The organism is Chitinophaga deserti (assembly GCF_003149455.1).
In the GTDB taxonomy this organism is placed as follows: domain Bacteria; phylum Bacteroidota; class Bacteroidia; order Chitinophagales; family Chitinophagaceae; genus Chitinophaga; species Chitinophaga deserti.
On the sequence record NZ_QFFK01000016.1, the window covers coordinates 67,126 to 86,067 of the forward strand.

The following is an 18,942-nucleotide window of genomic DNA, read 5'->3' on the forward strand; positions in this document are numbered from 1 at the left end:
GAGGCAGCAAAAAGTTACTTAATACCGGCTATAAAAAGATTGAAGGTCCCTTGCGAGGCGGTCGTATATAGGCCGGGTAAGCTCCAGGAAGAGATCCTGCGGCGGGGGAGCAGGTACATCCCTGCCCTGGATCAGGCGTTTATCCTCATCGCTGAGGGCGCGCTCATCGCCCCGGAAGGTACCAAACTGGTTTTGCCAGGTAAATGATCCCGGAACACGATCCTGCCGGAGGATACGCTCATTGGCCACGTCGATGATCCGGTAATCGAGCAGTCCGCTGGACTCTACGGTTTTACGGGTCACGAAGATGGTGGCCTTTACGGTGATATCTACCATGGGGAATTTGCCGGTACTGTCGGCTTTATTGCCTTTCACCTGTATTACTTTCGATACTTCGCGCTGGGAGCGGTCTACATATGTTTGCCCCACTACAAAATCCATGAAACGCATTTCCATGTACTGATCGGGCTGAAAGTCTTTGGCACCTCTAACTCGGCGTTCGTCATAGAAGCGCACGAAGGTATTAATGCGCCTGTCTTCCAGGTTACGGACGAGGGCGTCGCGGAACTGGTCTGCGGAGAACTGGAAGTATGGGGAGCGTACGTCTATTTCGCTGACTACCACATGCACAATACCCAGCTGGTAGGCCTGGTCGCGGAGGCGGGAGGCATCACGGAAGTTGGGGCTTAGGCGGAGGGCGGCACCAAACTCTTCGTAAGCTTCGCGGGCGGCTTGTTTGGTACGTTGTTCCATGAGCTCTATCCCTCTGTTGTAGCGTACTTCAGCGGCATTTTCACCGGAAGCGGCGATGGCAGAGGAGTAGTCTTTGGGCTTTACGATGGCATTAGCGGCGGGGGCGCTGCGGATGATGGTGTATAAAGACTGCATGGCGCGGTATTCATTCTTCACATCTTCCCACTTCAGGGCATTATTGGAGGCGAGGGCCTGTTTGGCTCTGCCTTCATAATAATCTTTGGCGGCATCGTAAGCGGCGGGGAGCAGCCGGAGGGCTGTAGCGTCTGTAGGGCGGCGCTGGAGTTTCTTTACAAAGGCTTCGACCGCATCATAATAACGGCCCTGGTTATACAGTTTTTCACCGGATTTGCAGGCAAAGAGGATAATGGCCAGGAGGCATACGGATAGGTAACGGAGATACTTCAACATAAAGCTGTGTTTACAATCATATATTAGGCAAACGGCACGCCAAATCATTCCAGTTGGATTACAAGCGGAAATTTAAGAAGGTTTTAACAAGGGGGAGGGGATCAGACTTTAAAGTTACGGCGCAGTTCGCGGTCGGCTTCACGTTGTTTGATGGAGTCGCGCTTATCGTGCAGTTTCTTTCCTTTACCCACGCCGATTTCCATTTTAGCCAGTCCTTTGTCGGTAATGAACATGCGGAGGGGCACGATGGTGTATCCACGTTCCTGTATTTTCTTTTCCAGCTTGCGGAGTTCTTTTCTTTGGAGGAGCAGCTTGCGTTCGCGGAGGGGATCGTGATTGGCGTAGGTGCCGTGTGAGTATTCGGCGATGTGCAGGCTTTTGACGAATAATTCGCCTTTGGAGAAATAACAGAAGCTGTCGTTAAAGCTCACTCTACCACCGCGGATGGATTTGATTTCGGTACCGGTAAGTACCATTCCGGCGATGTATTTATCTTCTATCGCAAATTCGTAATAAGCCGATCTGTTCTTTAATTCTGCCATTGTAAGGGTTACAAATATGGCCGGCTGCGGGTGAGGCAGCCGGCCGGGAAATATCGTTAGTTTTTGAAGAGCTGGAGCAGGGTACTGAGCCTGTTCTTCAGTTCTTTACGGTCGGTGATAAAATCAAGGAACCCGTGGTCGAGCAGGAATTCTGCACTCTGGAACCCTTCGGGGAGGTCCTTTTTAATGGTTTCCTTGATAACGCGGGGGCCTGCGAACCCGATAAGGGCGCCCGGCTCAGCCGTGTTAATGTCTCCCAGCATAGCGTAAGATGCAGTAACGCCACCGGTGGTGGGGTCTGTCATCAGGGAAATGAAGGGGAGGCGGGCAGCGGCCAGCTGGGTAAGCTTGGCAGAAGTTTTCGCCATTTGCATGAGGGAAAAAGCGCTTTCCATCATACGTGCACCGCCGGATTTGCTGATGATCATCAGCGGCAGCTTGTGCAGGATACAATAATCAATACTGCGGGCGATCTTTTCACCTACTACGGAGCCCATAGAGCCGCCGATGAAGTTGAAGTCCATACACGCCACCACGAGGCCGTTACCGTTTACCTCGCCTACACCTGCACGCATAGCGTCGGAGAGGCCGGATTTCTTCTGTGCGTCTACCAACCGGTCGCCATAAGGTTTCAGGTCGTTGAAGCCGAGGAAATCTTTGGGGTAGATGTTGGTGAACAGTTCCTCAAAATTATTATCATCAAAAATGATCTCGAAGTATTCGGGCGAATTAATACGGTTGTGATAATTGCATTTATCGCAAACGTAAAGATTCGCTTTCAGATCTTTCATGGTGGTCGTCTTCTTGCATTTCGGGCACTTATGCCATAAACCGTCCGGCGCCTCTTTCTTCTCACTGGTAGTGGTGGAAATACCCTGTTTAATACGCTTAAACCAGCTCATACAGAATGTGTACTAAATAATTAGATTAAAGATTAGTGGTGCAAGATACGATAAAATTAAAATTTTCCGTAAATCAAAAGCCCCCCGTTTATATGCGGGGGGCTTCAGGGCTATAAGGTAACCTGCAATTAAGCGTTGCGGTTAATGCAATTGAGGTCCTGGAAGGCCTCTTCGAGGCGTTTCACGAAGGTTTCCTCGCCTTTGCGGAGCCATACGCGCGGGTCGTAGTATTTTTTATTAGGCTTGTCAGCACCTTCGGGGTTGCCGAGCTGGGTCTGGAGGTAGCCTTCTTTAGACTTATAGTAATTCAGCACGCCTTCCCAGAAAGCCCACTGCATATCGGTATCCAGGTTCATTTTGATCACGCCGTAGCCGAGAGCTTCTGCGATCTGGTGTTTCGGGGAGCCGGAACCGCCATGGAATACATAATATACGGGTTTAGGGGCCGTACCAAATTTTTTCTCAATATAATCCTGGCTGTTTTTCAGGATCTCAGGGCGCAGTTCCACATTTCCGGGGCTGTATACGCCATGTACGTTACCGAAAGCGGCTGCCACGGTAAAGCGGGTACCTACTTTCAGGAGCTCTTCATAGCTGTAAGCCACGTCTTCAGGCTGGGTGTAGAGGAGGGAGTTTTCCACGCCGGAATTGTCCACACCATCTTCCTCACCGCCGGTCACGCCCAGTTCTATTTCGATGGACATGCCCAGTTTATTCATTCTTTCGAAGTATTTGCGGGAAATTTCGATGTTTTCGTGCAGGGGCTCTTCGGAGAGGTCGAGCATGTGGGAGCTGTACAGGGGCTGTCCGTTCTCTTTCATGAACTTCTCACCTGCATCCAGCAAACCGTCGATCCAGGGCAGCCATTTCTTGGCGGCGTGGTCGGTATGGAGCACTACGGGCACACCGTAGTATTTTGCTACTTCATGTACGTGTTTTGCACCGGAGATACCACCGGCGATATTAGCCTGCAGCTTGTCATTCGGCATTCCTTTACCGGCGAAGAATTGTGCTCCGCCATTAGAAAACTGGACGATTACCGGAGAATTTACCTTAGCGGCGGTTTCGAGAACGGCGTTTACAGAATCGGTGCCTACCACGTTCACTGCGGGCATGGCGTATCCGCTATCCTTGGCATCTTTGTAGAGCGCTTCCAGCTCTTCGCCGAATAATACGCCGGCTTTGTACTTTCCCATAGACGATGTAACTTTTAATTTTTAAAGGAAAGCAAATATAGGCATTTCAACTTTTAGATTTCTCTAAAGTTCGGCCCTCAAACGGGCCTTCGGCGTTGTTTTCATTCATCTGAGCACTCAAATTAGTTGGGATTCCAGACCAAAAGAGGGGCCGGCGGGCAATGCCGGCCCAAAAGCATCAGGTTACGGTAAGGGTATTGCCACTGATGGAAACGGTGTATTTGGCAAGCGCATTCGTGGCCGGCCCCATGGCTACGGAACCATCAGTATTGAACTGGCTCCCGTGCCCGCAGGTACTGCCGCAAATGATCTTTCCGCCATTAACATCGGAGAGTGTACAGCCCATGTGTGTGCAGGTACTCGTCAGTGCTGCGAAAGATGCGGGTACATTACCGGCCGCCAGCCTTATGAGTACCACGCCGGAAGCAATGGTGAAACTGCCTACGGTAGTCAGTTGATTAGCCAGGTTAACGGTCAGTTTAGGATTACCACCTCCGCCACCGCCGGGAGGGTTGGCTGGACCGGGATCATCTCCCTTTCCGCCGCAGGCTGCCAGTCCGCCTACGCAAATAACTGCCAGGGTCGCGCTTACGCCCGACAAGAATTCTCTTCTTTCCATAATGTTATTGGATTGTTCCGGAAAGGTTACGGCGGGCAATGCCATGCGGTTGCCTGTGAACGAAAAATCTGTCAGGGAAGATTAACGGAGACCGTTAAGGAGGGTATTAAAATATGCCGGCGCATGCAGCAGCCTGCTGCCATACCAGGAAAACATTTCTCCATCCACCAGCGCTATATCCGCATCGGGCAGGTATTCTTTGATTTCAGCTATATGTTTTTCTTTGAAAGGGTATGGCTCACTGCTGAGAAGCACCAGCTTAACACCGCTGGCAGCCAGCTGTGCAAGAGAAACTACGGGATAGCGGTTCTCGTCGGCAAACACATTCCGCAGTCCACAGCGTTGCAGCATATCATTAATAAAAGTATCTCCGCCTGCTACCATCCACGGGTCGCGCCATATAAAATAGGCAACAGGGATTTGGGGAGTGAGGGGATGTACGGATGTGAACCCATTTGCAATGCGTGCCGCTATTGTATCTGCCGGTTCTTTCTTATCAATTACCTCACCCAGCAGCGTAATCATTTCAAGGGATTCCTCCAGCGTGCGGATGTTGCTGGTCCATACCGGATACTTCTGTGCGAGGGATTCAATCTGGACTTTCTCGTTCTCTTCTTTGTTGGCGATAATAAGATCGGGCCGTAACGCGTCTATCCGGTCCATATGCAGCTGCTTGGTACCGCCAACGCGGGGCTTTTCGCGGAACCATGCCGGAGGATGAATGCAGAATTTGGTGATGCCCGCCACTTCGGCTCCCAGATCGTAGAGGAGTTCCGTTTGTGATGGTACCACGGATATAATACGTTGCGGCGGTGCATTCAGCGTGATGGTATGCCCGATCTGGTCAGTGAATTGCATGATCAGTTGCCCAGGGCCTGGATGATGTCGTATTTGGTGACGATATGGAAATTGCCGCTGTCGTCCTGCGTGAGTACGGCGCCGTTTTCCTTATTGATATATACGGTGAGTTTCTCAATCGGTGTATCCATTGCCACAACAGGAAATGCTTTCTGCATTACGTTGCGCACGGGTTGCTCTTTGAGTTCGGGCTGGTCGATCAGTTTGTTGAAGAGCCCGCCTTCTGAAATAGCGCCGATCATTTCGTTCTGCTCAAGTACGGGTAAATGTTCGATGTCGAATTTCTTCATTTTACCGATGGCTTCGCTTACACGGTCGTCCGGAGAAATGGTTACCAGCGGGAGGTTACGGCGGCCATTAACCACATCGCGCACGGTTTTTACATCAAGGAAACCGCGTTCCATCATCCACTGGTCGTTATATACTTTCCCTACATACCGGGAGCCATGATCGTGGAATACGACCACCACCACATCATCGGCCTTCAGGCGTGATTTGAGCTGGTTAAGTCCTGCCACGGCCGAGCCTGCGGAATATCCCACGAAGATGCCTTCTTCTTTGGATATCCTCCTGGCCATTACGGCACCGTCTTTATCGGTTACTTTCTCGAAGTGGTCGATCACGCTCATGTCGTAATTCTTGGGAATAAAATCTTCCCCGATGCCTTCGGTGATATAAGGATACACTTCGCCCATATCGATTTCGCCGGTATCGAAGTACTTTTTCAGCAGGGAGCCGTAGCTGTCTACCGCCCATATCTGTATATCCGGATTCTGTTCTTTCAGGTATTTGCCGGTGCCGGTGATGGTGCCTCCGGTGCCGGTGGCCACTACGAGGTGGGTGATCTTACCGCCGGTTTGTTCCCATATTTCGGGGCCGGTTTGTTCGTAATGCGCATCGCGGTTGGCGAGGTTATCGTACTGATTCACGTAAAAGCTGTTCGGGATCTCCCGTGCCAGGCGGGCTGATACGGAGTAGTAGGAGCGGGGATCTTCCGGCAGCACGTTGGTGGGGCATACGATTACTTCGGCGCCTACGGCTTTAAGGATGTCCACCTTTTCTTTGGACTGCTTATCGGTGGTGGTGAAAATGCATTTGTAACCTTTGATGACTGCTGCCAGTGCAAGGCCCATACCGGTGTTGCCGGAAGTACCTTCGATGATGGTGCCGCCGGGTTTCAGGAGGCCTTTCTGCTCGGCTTCTTCTACCATGCGTACAGCCATTCTGTCTTTAATGGAGTTGCCAGGGTTGAAGAATTCCACTTTGGCTAAAACCGTGCAGGGCAGTTCGGCGGTTACGCGGTGCAGTTTGACCATGGGGGTATGGCCTATTGTTTCCAGGATATTTTCGCAGTACTTCATAATCTTGGTGCTTGGGGAACGAATTTAAGGTAATTGGTTGAATGATGATTTATATTTGCTACCATGAACAACATCTTCATCACCGGCATTGGTACGGGCGTGGGTAAAACGGTTGCTTCGGCCTGTGTGGCGGAAGCGCTGGGTGCGCAGTACTGGAAACCAGTGCAGGCCGGCTTTGAGGACGGAACGGATACCGAAACGGTGCGGGAACTGACCTCTCCGCAGGTAACGGTTCACGACGAATTATACCGCCTTGCCATGCCAGCATCGCCTCACCTTGCGGCCCGTGCCGAAGGGATAGTAGTGCAGGAAGAACGTATTCTGGAACGTGCGCGCCAGTTGCAGCAGCCTGGCAGACCTTTGGTGATCGAAGGCGCCGGCGGACTCATGGTACCCCTGAATGGTGATTATTTCTTTCTCGATCTCGCCCGCGCCCTCGGTGCTAAAGTTATTGTAGTGGCGCAGAACTATCTCGGCAGCATCAATCACAGCCTCCTCACGGCCATGGCCCTCCGGAATGCGGGTGTGCCCGTTGCCGGCTGGATATTCAGCGGGGCGGATCATTCCAATGAAGCCGATGTGGTGGAATGGAGCGGATACCCTCTCATCTCACATATCCCTGCCGCGGGCAGGCTCAATCCTGAATTCGTAGCCCTGCATGCCGGCCTCATGCAGCCAAGGCTCCTAGAACTGCTCAGCCGATGACCCATAACAAGCAAGACATCCGGAAAGCATACCTTACCAGAAGGAAAGCCCTCAGCCCCGAAGAAGCCCTCCGGCTTAACGCCTCCCTGCTGGCCCGGTGCCGCTCCCTTGAACTGGGTAATCCTGTGTACATCCACCTCTTTCTGCCCATTGCAGCCAAAAAGGAAGTGGATACCTGGCCCCTGGCAGACTGGCTCCGTAAGGCCTTCCCGGCAGCTAAACTGGTACTTTCCCGCTCTTTCATTGCCACAGGCGATATGCAGCATTTCGTGTGGGATGAATCCACCATGCTGACCGAAAACGCCCTGGGCATCCCGGAACCCGATAGCGGGCAACGCATCCGCCCGGATCAGCTGGATGTGGTATTTGTTCCCATGCTGGCTTTCGACAGTCGCGGCCACCGGGTAGGTTACGGAAAAGGTATGTACGACGGTTTCCTCCGCCAGTGCCGCCCGGATATTAAAACGGTAGGCCTCAGCCTGTTCGGACCGCTGGAGGAACCCATTTCAGACGCCTGGGAGGGGGATGTTACCCTCAGCGCAGCCGTTACTCCCGAAAAGGTTTATTACTTTAACGATTCAAATGAATAGTCCTGTGTGGCAATATCTTAGTTATCTCTTATATCCCTTCGCTTTATTGTACGGCCTCGTGCTGTGGATCCGCAACCGCCTGTACGACGCCGGCATGCTCAGCTCTGTGGAATTCAGCATTCCCACCATCGCCGTGGGTAACCTTTCTGTAGGTGGTACGGGCAAAACCCCGCATGTGGAATACCTGATCCGCCTGCTGAAAGACCGCTATCGGACCGCCACCCTCAGCCGGGGGTACAACCGGCGTACTAAAGGCTACCAGCTGGCGGGAGCCGGTACTACCGCCGCCGATATCGGGGATGAGCCGATGCAGTTTCACCGTAAATTCCCGGATATCAATGTGTGTGTGGGAGAGGAAAGGATGCTGGCAGTGCCACAGCTATTGGGCGACCGTCCCGATACACAGGTGATCCTGCTGGATGATGCTTTCCAGCACCGCTCTATAAAACCCGGACTTAACCTGATGGTGACCGATTACAGCCGCCTTTTCACCCGCGATCATGTGGTGCCTATGGGGCGCCTCCGGGAGGGAAGAAAGGGATATCACCGGGCCGATGGCATCATTGTGTCGAAATGTCCGGCTGAATTAACGGCTTCAGAAAAAGATAATATCCGCCGGGAAATCAATCCATTACCTCATCAGCAATTGTTCTTCACCACGCTGCAGTACGGCGTTCCGGCCGATATGCTCACGGGTGAAACAGTCAATATTCCGCAAAATGCGAGGGTACTGGTGGTATGCGGCATCGCCCGGCCGGAACCGCTGGTACAACATTTGCGGCAGAAGCACGGGCATGTAAGCCTCCTGTCTTTCCCCGACCATTACTATTATACCCGGAGCGACCTGGACAAAATCAGGCGGGAAATGGAACAAATGGACGGTCAGGGCCCGGTTTACATCGTTACCACAGAGAAAGATGCGGTGAGGCTCCACCTGCTGCGCGACATTATCGCGAACATGCAGCTGCCCTTTACCGTTATACCGGTAGAAATTGCTTTCCTCTTCGGGGAAGCCGCCGAATTCAACCGGTTTATTATTAATTATACAGACAACGCATTGTTGGCGGCCTACGAAGAACCCCCGGGAGCGTAAGCGCCGCACCCTAAAATCATGTAAATGACCAAGAAAAAAGAAAAGAAACAGAAGACCAGCAGCCAGAAGAAGACCTATAAAGGTATTGTAGACGTCACCCGCTCAGGGATGGCATTTGTAGTAGTGGAAGGCCTGGAGAGCGATATAATGGTTAAACAGAAAAACCTCGGCTCTGCCCTCGATGGTGATGAAGTACTCGTAGATGTGATCCATCAGGGCAAAAGCATGGGCCGGATGGAAGGGCACGTAACCGATGTACTCAAACGTAAAAAGACGGAATTCACCGGTGCTATACAGCTCAGTAAAACTTTCGCATTCCTCATCCCGGATAAAAGCTCCGGGCTCTCGGATATCTACATCCCCGAAAACTCCCTCAAAGGCGCCAAAGACGGCGACCGTGCCGTAGTAAAAATCGTGGCCTGGGGTGAAAAGTCGCGCAAGCCGGTAGGTGAAATCGTGGAGATCCTCGATGCTACGAACACCAACGACCTGGCCATGAAGGAAATCCTCGTGGAAAGCGGCTTCCCGCTGCAATGGCCCAAAGACGTGCTCGATGAGCTGGCCGCCATGCCCGGTGCCGGTAACCTCAGCGCGAAAGACCGCGAAGGCCGTAAAGATTTCAGCAAGATCCTCACTTTTACCATTGACCCGGTAGATGCGCGCGACTTTGACGATGCCATTTCCATCCGCAGGCTGAAAAACGGCCAGCTGGAAATAGGCGTCCACATTGCCGACGTAAGCCATTATGTGCAGCCTAATACCGCGCTGGACAAGGAAGCAGAGCACCGTGCCACTTCCGTGTACCTGCCAGACCGCGTGTTGCCCATGCTGCCGGAAAAGATCTCCAATGAGCTGTGCTCCCTGCGCCCGCATGAAGACCACCTGTGTTTTTCCTGCGTGTTCCAGATGGATGATAAAGCCAAAGTGAAACAATACTGGATGGGGCGTACTATCATCCACTCCCGCCACCGCTTCACGTATGAAGAAGTGCAGGAGATCATCCAGACGGGTGAAGGCCCTTACTTCGAAGAGGTATTATTACTCAATAAACTCTCTCAAACGCTGCGCGCTGCCCGATTCAAAGACGGGGCCATCAACTTCTCCAGCCAGGAAGTCCGCTTTCAGCTGGATGAGAACGCCAAACCCATCGGCGTAAAGATTAACCAGAGCGATGAATCGCACCAGCTGATCGAAGAGCTGATGTTGCTGGCGAACCGTACAGTGGCCGAATACGTGGCTAAACAGAAGGTAAATTCCCATCCCATTCCGTTCCCTTACAGGGTTCACGATACACCGGATGAAGAAAAAATGCACGTATTTGCCGTATTTGCTGGTAAATTCGGCTATAAATTCGATGCCACCAGTCCTGAAACCATCGCAACATCCTTCAATAAGATGCTCACGCTGGTAAAGGGAAAGCCGGAACAGCATGTGCTGGAAACCCTTGGCATCCGTACCATGGCAAAGGCCGTTTATACGGCAGACAACATCGGGCACTACGGACTGGGCTTCGAACACTATTGCCACTTTACATCGCCTATCCGCCGGTACCCCGACGTATTGGTGCACCGCATCCTTGCACAGGTACTGGCAGGAGAAGTGAAGCCCGACAAACAGCTGGAAAAACGCTGTAAACATTCGTCGGACATGGAACGTAAAGCCATGGATGCTGAAAGGGCAGCCAACAAGTACAAGCAGGTGGAATACATGCAGGACTTCATCGGGGAAACCTTTGAAGGCATTGTTTCCGGCGTGGCACACTTCGGCTTCTGGGTGGAAACGGTGTATGCGAAATGCGAAGGGCTTGTAAGCGTTCACGGCCTGCGGGAAGATTATAAGCATTCCGAAACCGAGTACGCCCTGGTAGGCGTCCGTTCCGGTAAACGCATCCGGATAGGGGACAAAGTAACCATCCGGGTGGCCGCTGCCAGTTTAGCGAAACGGCAGCTGGATTATGACCTGGTGGAAGAAGGAGTGGAATTACCGCCTTTGAAGAAAGGAGTTCGCAGTGAGCGGATAGAAAGAGAAGACAGAAGCAAACGGAGCGACAGTAACAGAAAGACAGGCAAGCCGCCGCAACATAAATCAAGGAAGAAAAAGAAGTAAGATGCAATCATTCAAAGAATTATCAGCGCAATTCGAACAGCAGTTCAGTCAAAGACAGTTTCCCGACAGCCCTGCAAATCTTTATGATCCGGCCCAGTATATACTGGGTATCGGCGGCAAGCGCATCCGTCCTGTACTTTGCCTTTTAGGCAATGAGCTTTTTGCTCCCCTGGAGCAGGATGCTTTCCACGCAGCCAACGCAGTGGAGCTGTTTCACAACTTCACGCTCATTCACGACGATATTATGGATAAGGCCCCGCTCCGCAGGGGGATGCCTACCGTACATACCAAGTACAGCGACTCCGCCGCCATACTGGCCGGCGATGTGATGCTCATCCACAGCTACGACCATCTGAACAAGATACAGGGCAAATACCGGACGAAGATCATCAACGTCTTCAACCGTGCGGCCCGCGAAGTATGCGAAGGGCAGCAGCTGGATATGGATATGGAGCAAACCGCTCCCGAGCAGGTGAATTATGAAGATTACGTGAACATGATCGCCCTTAAAACATCCGTACTGCTGGCCGCCAGCTTACAGATGGGCGCTATCTGCGGCGGCGGCAGTGATGGCAACCAGCAGCACCTGTATGAGTTCGGTAAGAATGTAGGAATCGCCTTCCAGATACAGGACGATTACCTGGATGCCTTTGGTGATCCCGATAAGTTCGGAAAGCAGCAGGGGGGAGATATCCTTGTCAATAAAAAGACGTTCCTGCTGCTGAAAGCGCTGGAAATGTGCAACCCTGCACAGCGAGCAAAGCTGCATGAGCTGCTGAAAAGCAACCCGGATGATAAAGTGGCCTCCGTGCTGCAGATCTTCCGCGACTGCCAGGTGGATGCCTGGGCAGAAAAGGAAAAAGAGCGCTTCTCCCGTATTGCATTTGAGCACCTGGAAGCGATAGCGGTGATATCAGGCCGGAAGCAATCATTGCGCGATCTGGCTGATTTTCTGCTGGTCCGGCAACATTGAGTTAGGATTATTTTTATATTTGGCCGTTATTGACAGGTTTCCTGTCTTTAACGGCTTTCTAATATCAACCCTTAAACGCAACAAATGTCTAAATCGCTTTTCAGGAAAAAATCCCTGACCAGCATCCTCCATGAAGCGAAAACCGGTTACGGCGACGTGCATGCCACAGGCCTGAAGAAGGTACTCACTGTTCGTGACCTCACGCTGATGGGCGTGGCGGCCGTGATAGGTGCGGGGATCTTCTCCACCATCGGGCAGGCGGCTTTTAACGGAGGACCCGCTGTTATTTTCCTGTTTCTTCTTACCGCCGTAACCTGCGGCTTTACTGCGCTTTGCTATGCGGAGTTTGCCTCCAGGGTACCAGTGGCCGGGAGCGCCTATACCTATTCGTATGTTACTTTCGGAGAAATGGCCGCCTGGATCATTGGCTGGGCGCTAATCCTCGAATATTCCATCGGCAACATCGTGGTGGCTATTTCCTGGAGCAGTTACTTCAATAACGTGCTCGAAGGCATGGGCATCCATTTGCCAGACTGGCTGGCCACAGATTATAATACCGCCAAAGCAGCCTTCTTAACCAATCCTGCTACTGCAGAAGCCTGGAACACCGCTCCCTTCATCGGAAGCTGGCGCGTGATCCTCAACGTGCCCGCTTTCATCATCGTGATCCTCGTTACCATCCTCGCCTACGTGGGTATCCATGAGAGCAAGCGCAGCGCCAACTTCATGGTGGGCCTTAAAATTGTGGTGCTACTGGCGGTGATCGCCATCGGTGTGTTCCACATCAATACAGAAAACTGGCAACCCTTCATGCCTAAAGGTTTCGACGGGGTGCTGATGGGCGTTTCGGCGGTGTTCTTCGCCTATATCGGGTTCGATGCCATATCCACCACCGCGGAGGAGAGTGCTAACCCGCAGCGCGATATGCCACGGGCCATGATCTATTCCCTTATCATCTGTACCATCATTTATGTGATCGTAACGCTGGTGATCACGGGTATGGTGCATTACAGCGAGTTCCAGCACGTGAGCGACCCCCTCGCATATGTGTTCGATAAGCTGAACATGCGCACCATCGGGTATGTGATCTCTATCAGCGCCGTAATTGCCGCAACCAGTGTGATCCTCGTGTTCCAGATAGGGCAGCCCCGTATATGGATGAGCATGAGCCGCGATGGACTGCTGCCTAAGAAGTTCGCCAAAGTTCACCCGAAGTTCCATACGCCCGGCTTCTCCACCATCATTACCGGTGTGATCGTAGCCATCCCTTCACTGTTCGTGGAAAGCGGTATCGTGACCGACCTTACCAGCATCGGCACCCTGTTCGCCTTCGTACTTGTTTGCGGCGGCGTATTGCTGCTGCCTAAAGTGGCGAAAGGGGAGAAGAAGTTCAACCTGCCATATATAAACGGCCTGTTTGTGGTACCGGTAATCTTTGCATTGTTCTCCTGGTTCTTCCGGAGCCGTATCTCCGAAAGCTTCGCGGGCATTGCAGCACTGGATCACGACCGTGTACTGTTTGTAATTTTCTATATCCTCGCAACGGTGATCACGGTCGCTACCATCTGGAAGCGTTTATCGCTGATACCGGTACTGGGGATGCTTTGCTGCCTCTATCTCATGATCGAGATACCTGTGCGCAGCTGGGTGGTTTTCTTCGGCTGGATGGCCGTGGGACTGGCCATTTATTTCATGTACGGTTACTGGAAAAGTAAACTGGCGGCTAAAAGCGTTTAACACACTGAAAAACAGATACCTGAAAAGGGCGGGCCATCGTGTCCGCCTTTTTTCGTAACTTCAGTACAGTTCTTTTCACCGCTAAAACTTTCGTTATGAACCTCCTGCAACGTATAGAACGCTGGGGTGATACGCATCATCCCAAATGGGTGGACGGTTTACGGATCCTGTTAGGACTATTGCTCATGTGGAAAGGCATTCAGTTCGTTGATAATATCGACATGCTGAAAGCCCGGATAGCGGAGCAGCCCTTTCTGACCGTGGTATCGTTCTGGCTGGCTCACTACATTGTTTTTGCCCACACCGTAGGCGGATTGTTCATAGCACTGGGATTACTTACCCGCGTGGGCGTTATCGCCAACCTCCCGGTGCTTATCGGCGCGGTATTCTTCGTGAATCTTACTCCTAATCTTTTCAATGTTTATCCCGAACTGAGCCTCTCTGTTGTAGTGCTGCTGGGCCTGTTGTTCTTCCTCGTGGAGGGCAGCGGCAGGGTTTCTGTGGATGAATATATGCGCACGCATCCGGAGAAAAGCGCCGCCTGATTGCAGTTACCATGTCTTTGCTTAATTTTGCCTGCTATGAAATATACAGTAGGCGACAAGATTCTCTTGCTCCACTCTAAGGAAGAAGGCACAGTGCTGGATATCATCAACGATAAAATGGTGCTCGTTGAGGTAAGCGGCACTAAATTCCCCGTGTACCTCGATCAGATCGATTTCCCCTATTTCCACCGTTTTACCCAGAAACAGGCGCCACCTGCGCCCAAAAGGACGCCCGGTGAAGAGATAAAGAAGGAAAAGCCCCAGCCGCGTACCAATAAGGCGGAAAGAGGGGTTTTCCTGACCATGCTGCCTGTATGGTCGCACGACGGGTGGGATGATGTGGTGGATACCCTTAAGTTTCACCTCGTCAACGAAACCAACCGCGCTTACACCTATCACTTCGAGATATGGCTGAAAGATGCCCTGTTCCTCGAGCTGAAACAGGAAATCCCCGCACAGCATCATATTTACCTGGCCGATCTGAACTTCGACCAGCTGAACGATAAAGCCCGTTTCGAGTTCAGGTTTGCACCCAAAGAGGCCGATCTTACGCTTGCCCCCACTTTGGAGAAAACCTGGAAACCGAAGGCAAAGCAAATGTTCCAGCAGCTGGAAAAGGTGCGGGAAGAAGGGAAGGCTACCATCGAATACGAGCTTTTCATCACTTACCCCAAGCGCCAGGAAACCGATAATTTCGGCTTCACCCCGCAGGAAAAGAAGAATCTCAATACCCTCACCGATATACGCCAGCTGAAAAGCCCCGAGCGCCTCGATGCCCGGTATGAGATTGATCTCCACATCGAACGCCTGTCAGACAACTGGAAAAGCCTCTCCAACCTGGAGATACTGGCCATCCAGCTCAATGAGTTCCAGCATTACCTCGATCTTGCCATTTCCCAGCGCCTCCACAGCATGATCATCATCCATGGAGTAGGTACCGGCAAACTGCGCGATGAGCTGCACGATATCCTGAAAACAGTGCCCGAAGTGAAATTCTTTGTGAATCAGTACCATCCTTTCTACGGATACGGGGCAACAGAGATATTTTTTAAGTAATTTTGCGTTTCGTTTTTTACGTCACCCGGCGCAGTGGTGCTGTCGTTTCCCCGGCTTAGCCGGGGGGAAGGAAAGTCCGGACAGCATAGGGCAACGCACCACCTAACGGGTGGGACGCCCGGCAACGGGTGGACAGAAAGTGCCACAGAGAATAACTGCCACGGAGCAATCCGGGGTAAAGGTGAAAACGTGGGGTAAGAGCCCACGCCGGTGGCGGGTAACCGTGGCCGGGGGTAAACCTTGCGTGCTGAAATGCCATGTATACGGTCGATTGAAGGCGGCTCGCCTGATGACCGAGGGTAGGCAGATACAGGCACACAGCGATGTGTGTCGCAGATAAATGACAGCAGCGCCTGTTTACAGGCTGCACAGAATCCGGCTTACAAACTCGCCGGGTGACGTATTCACGAAACAAAAAAAGCGGGCGCATCCATAAGGGTGCGCCCGCTTTCGTTTATGCCTTACCGGGATCAGTCTTTTTTCAACTTCACCTTAGCGTTGTTCTTCTTAGCATTCTCGCCTTTGGTTTTAGCCGCCAGCTTCAGTGCTTCGTAAGCATTCACGATACCGCCGGATTTAGAAAGTTCGGAGAAATCCACTTCCTCATCTTTGGTACCGGGCTTGTTTACTTTCTCACCATTGGGAACGGGTGTGGCAGATTTTTCAATGATCTGCTTCAGCTGCCGCGCGCTCAGGTCGGGGTAGTAGGAGAGGATCATGGCTGCAAGACCGGCTACCACTGGCGATGCCATGGAGGTACCGCTTGCACTGCCGTATTTATCACCGCCGGGTACGGTAGAGTAGATCTGCACACCGGGGGCGAACACGTCTACTTCCTTCTTGCCATAGTTGCTGAAACCTGCAATCTTGCTGCCGGTACGCCCGTTGCCGGAAGCACCTACGGTGATCATGTTATCGGCTTCTTTACCGTCTTCGAAAGTATCTTTCGGGTAATTCTCGGTCTGGTCGTTATTGGCGCCGTCGTTACCTGCGGCATGTACGAGCAGTACACCTTTTTCCTGTGCATAACGGATAGCGTCGTCTACCCATGCTTTCTGGGGAGAGAAGCCTTTACCGAAGCTCATATTGATGATCTGCGCACCATTGTCTACCGCATAACGGATGCCCAGTGCCACGTCTTTATCACGCTCATCGCCTTCTGGAACCACTTTAACGGTCATGATGCGAACGTTATCGGCTACACCGTCCATACCGGTAGAGTTACCGCGTACGGCACCGATGATGCCGGATACGTGTGTACCGTGGAAGGCGAACTGGCCCATTACGTCGGAGTTACCGTAGTAGCGGTCGTTGATATCGTTCAGGTTATCGCCCACGATGGTGCTGCGCTTATCGGTTGGTTCCGCGCCGGTTACTTCGGCTTTCTTCTTCAGTTCCTTGATGTATTCGGCCAGATCGTTTTTCAGGCCCTGGTAGGTAGCGCCGTCTTCGCCGGTGCTGCCAAGGAGGCGCAGGGCAAAGCCGCGAGCGAACATCACGTCTGAATCACCGGAGCGCAGGGTATCGAGCTGTGCTTTGGAGAAATCGTTCGTTTTGAGGTATTCGGTGAGGACGGTCTCGCATTTCAGGAGGTTCTCCTGTACTTTGAGCATCATCTTGTAATCGGTTTTAGCCTGTGTGGAAGGCTTCTGGCTGCGGTCTTTCAGACGGGTCCAGTAAGCATATTCCTTAGAGCCGGGCTGCAGGGCAGAATCCGGGTTGCCATACAGGCGCTTGTAGCGGTAAAACTCGCGGGTGGCCTCATCGGAGTCTTCTTTAACGGAAGATCCGTCTTTGGCGCCGAGGAAGTTCCAGCCATAGATATCGTCTACATACCCGTTGCCATCGTCGTCGATGTTATTGCCGGGAATTTCTTTGGGATTTTTCCAGAGAATAGACCGGAGGTCTTCATGTGTAGTGTCTACCCCGGAGTCGATAACGGCAACGATCACGGTTTTACCGGTTTTGCCTGCTAAGAGTTCGCGGTATGCTTTTTCAACACCGATGCCATAGAGGCTGTCGGCTCCGTAACTCAGCAACTGCCAGTTTTGGGGAACGGAGGATTTGGATTGTCCGTACCCGGGGGAAGAAATCAACATGGCTACACTTGCTCCAACGGCCAGGGCTCTGCAGATGCTTTTCATTTTAGTATTCAATTTTTCCAGATTGGTTTGCAATTCAAGTACCGCAATTCGTTAAAGATATTGTAAATGCGTTATAACAGCTACCTCGATGTGGTGAGTGGCGCAGCAGGCGGACCATTGGTTGAACTTTTACATGGTAATTACAGTCGCCCGGCTTATCCAGCCCAGCCAATTCGTCACATGGATTATTCCATTGGTCACATCTCCCGGAAAGCCTTGAACAGACGGTGTAATTTCACCTTATGCTTTTGACACAAAGGCGCAAAGATCTCCTTTTCGCTGAAATATGCATCCTTTTTAACATTTCCTTCACTAAAACACAAACGACTTTATGTAAGGTCTTTTTATAAACCAAAAACATCCGCCATGTTTAAAACAATTCTGATGATGCTGACCCTTTGGGTTGGTAAGCCCCATGAAGGGCAGCCAGGCAGTGGTCCAACCACGGTCATTTTCGTAAACGGTGCCGAGCAGGAAAACGGGCAGCTGACGCCCACCGGCCGCGATCAGGCCGCATTGCTGGTCCGGTTCCTTGAAAACGAGTCGGTTAATGCTGTGTATTCCCCCTACAAACCCTGTCTTATGCAAACGGTTGAACCGCTGGCAAAGTCGCGCGGGCAGAAGGTTACGTACTTCCGGGATGCCTGTTTTGATGATGAGGAAGTGATGGACCATATCCTGTGGGTGATGGTTGAGAAAAATGAGGGCAAAACGATAGTGGTATGCGCAAATCCGGGCAGCATCGAAAAAATGTCAAAGATGCTCGGAATACACGGAAAATCGCTGAAACCCAATACAGGCGTGTTTGGAGAGGTGTTGATCGTCAACATTTTATATAAAGGGGAAGCGGTAGCACAAAAGTTGAATATGAATTTTCAAAAAAAAGTGTAATATTTGGCTCAGAGAGTGTGAAATCTGCATCTCTGCAGTTCACGCTTTCTCATAAGCATGGTTTCCGTTTAACGAAAAAGCGGGGTTCTCCAACCCCGCTACTTCACTTAGCCTGTCACACTTTTCTTTCCGTGTTTCCCGCACACCTTTTCTCAGCACGACTGTCACCTTTCCACCCATTTTCAAGCTAAAGGGCATTTTATGCCACAAACTGTTAGGCTTCGCCAGTAAGCCTGATGTTATGCTGCATGCTTGCCGGAAGACGGCTAAAGGCCGTGTAAGGCAGTGTAGAGGCTGTCTGACCGCAGTGTAACCAGGGTCTAAAGGCAGTTCAAAGGCAGTCCGGAGGTAGTATGTCTTACACTGAAAAAACTTTACAGGGTTAGGGGGTTAAGTACGGGATTGGCTTGACAGCATTGTCGTTAAACACTGTTTTCGCTTTACAGTTACTTGGCTTGCG

At 51.8% G+C, this 18,942-nt stretch carries 17 protein-coding genes and 1 other RNA gene; 10 read left to right on the forward strand and 8 right to left on the reverse strand.

Translation table 11 applies throughout. The features are described from left to right. Window positions 1-18 precede the first annotated feature (18 nt). The 7 genes from DEV76_RS25140 to DEV76_RS25170 form a co-directional block, all read right to left on the reverse strand. Window positions 19-1,164 (reverse strand): hypothetical protein, encoded by a 1,146-nt coding sequence (locus tag DEV76_RS25140; RefSeq protein WP_109700721.1) that lies wholly within the window; start codon window positions 1,162-1,164, stop codon window positions 19-21. 101 nt (window positions 1,165-1,265) lie between these two features. Further along, entirely contained in the window at window positions 1,266-1,706 is a 441-nt protein-coding gene (gene smpB, locus DEV76_RS25145; RefSeq protein WP_109700722.1) for an SsrA-binding protein SmpB, read from the reverse strand. Window positions 1,707-1,762: 56 nt separating this feature from the next. After that, complete coding sequence (gene accD, locus DEV76_RS25150) at window positions 1,763-2,608, reverse strand: acetyl-CoA carboxylase, carboxyltransferase subunit beta (RefSeq protein WP_109700723.1); 846 nt, start codon at window positions 2,606-2,608, stop codon at window positions 1,763-1,765. A gap of 128 nt (window positions 2,609-2,736) precedes the next feature. Then, window positions 2,737-3,804: a class II fructose-bisphosphate aldolase gene (fbaA, locus tag DEV76_RS25155; protein WP_109700724.1), complete on the reverse strand. Its 1,068-nt coding sequence runs from the start codon at window positions 3,802-3,804 to the stop codon at window positions 2,737-2,739. 178 nt (window positions 3,805-3,982) lie between these two features. Further along, the gene (locus tag DEV76_RS25160; protein WP_157963109.1) at window positions 3,983-4,423 is read right to left on the reverse strand and encodes a QcrA and Rieske domain-containing protein; all 441 of its coding nucleotides are present in this window, start codon (window positions 4,421-4,423) and stop codon (window positions 3,983-3,985) included. 81 nt (window positions 4,424-4,504) lie between these two features. Continuing rightward, complete coding sequence (locus tag DEV76_RS25165) at window positions 4,505-5,281, reverse strand: helical backbone metal receptor (RefSeq protein WP_109700726.1); 777 nt, start codon at window positions 5,279-5,281, stop codon at window positions 4,505-4,507. 2 nt (window positions 5,282-5,283) lie between these two features. Further along, entirely contained in the window at window positions 5,284-6,642 is a 1,359-nt protein-coding gene (locus DEV76_RS25170; RefSeq protein ID WP_109700727.1) for a pyridoxal-phosphate dependent enzyme, read from the reverse strand. Window positions 6,643-6,705: 63 nt separating this feature from the next. On the opposite strand from DEV76_RS25170, the gene bioD reads away from it, so the two are divergent. The 9 genes from bioD to rnpB all read left to right on the forward strand — a co-directional run bounded on the left by bioD (window position 6,706) and on the right by rnpB (window position 15,846). Beyond that, window positions 6,706-7,347 (forward strand): dethiobiotin synthase, encoded by a 642-nt coding sequence (gene bioD / locus DEV76_RS25175; RefSeq protein WP_109700728.1) that lies wholly within the window; start codon window positions 6,706-6,708, stop codon window positions 7,345-7,347. Further along, window positions 7,344-7,937, forward strand: a complete 594-nt coding sequence (locus DEV76_RS25180) for a 5-formyltetrahydrofolate cyclo-ligase (protein WP_109700729.1) — start codon at window positions 7,344-7,346, stop codon at window positions 7,935-7,937. The genes bioD and DEV76_RS25180 overlap by 4 nt, the downstream gene beginning before the upstream one ends. Further along, the gene (gene lpxK, locus DEV76_RS25185) at window positions 7,930-9,030 is read left to right on the forward strand and encodes a tetraacyldisaccharide 4'-kinase (protein WP_232827042.1); all 1,101 of its coding nucleotides are present in this window, start codon (window positions 7,930-7,932) and stop codon (window positions 9,028-9,030) included. The genes DEV76_RS25180 and lpxK overlap by 8 nt, the downstream gene beginning before the upstream one ends. Window positions 9,031-9,054: 24 nt before the next feature. Then, complete coding sequence (gene rnr, locus DEV76_RS25190) at window positions 9,055-11,136, forward strand: ribonuclease R (protein ID WP_109700730.1); 2,082 nt, start codon at window positions 9,055-9,057, stop codon at window positions 11,134-11,136. A gap of 1 nt (window position 11,137) precedes the next feature. Next, a complete protein-coding gene (locus DEV76_RS25195) occupies window positions 11,138-12,109 on the forward strand; it encodes a polyprenyl synthetase family protein (RefSeq protein ID WP_109700731.1) in 972 nt (323 codons plus the stop codon). Between the two features lie 84 nt (window positions 12,110-12,193). After that, window positions 12,194-13,846, forward strand: coding sequence for an amino acid permease (locus DEV76_RS25200; protein ID WP_109700732.1), 1,653 nt, complete (start codon window positions 12,194-12,196; stop codon window positions 13,844-13,846). Window positions 13,847-13,941: 95 nt separating this feature from the next. Beyond that, on the forward strand, window positions 13,942-14,391 hold the full coding sequence (locus DEV76_RS25205) for a DoxX family protein (RefSeq protein WP_109700733.1): 450 nt from the start codon (window positions 13,942-13,944) through the stop codon (window positions 14,389-14,391). 36 nt (window positions 14,392-14,427) lie between these two features. After that, window positions 14,428-15,447: a Smr/MutS family protein gene (locus DEV76_RS25210; protein ID WP_109700734.1), complete on the forward strand. Its 1,020-nt coding sequence runs from the start codon at window positions 14,428-14,430 to the stop codon at window positions 15,445-15,447. Window positions 15,448-15,472: 25 nt separating this feature from the next. Next, an RNA gene (gene rnpB / locus DEV76_RS25215) (RNase P RNA component class A) lies at window positions 15,473-15,846 on the forward strand. 71 nt (window positions 15,847-15,917) lie between these two features. On the opposite strand, the gene DEV76_RS25220 is transcribed toward rnpB, so the two are convergent. Next, window positions 15,918-17,591: a S8 family peptidase gene (locus DEV76_RS25220; RefSeq protein WP_198652237.1), complete on the reverse strand. Its 1,674-nt coding sequence runs from the start codon at window positions 17,589-17,591 to the stop codon at window positions 15,918-15,920. Between the two features lie 366 nt (window positions 17,592-17,957). Here DEV76_RS25220 and DEV76_RS25225 point away from each other — a divergent pair, with 366 nt between their 5' ends. Further along, window positions 17,958-18,482 carry a histidine phosphatase family protein gene (locus DEV76_RS25225; protein WP_109700735.1) on the forward strand — a complete coding sequence of 175 codons (525 nt, stop codon included), beginning with the start codon at window positions 17,958-17,960 and terminating at the stop codon, window positions 18,480-18,482. Window positions 18,483-18,942 lie beyond the last annotated feature (460 nt).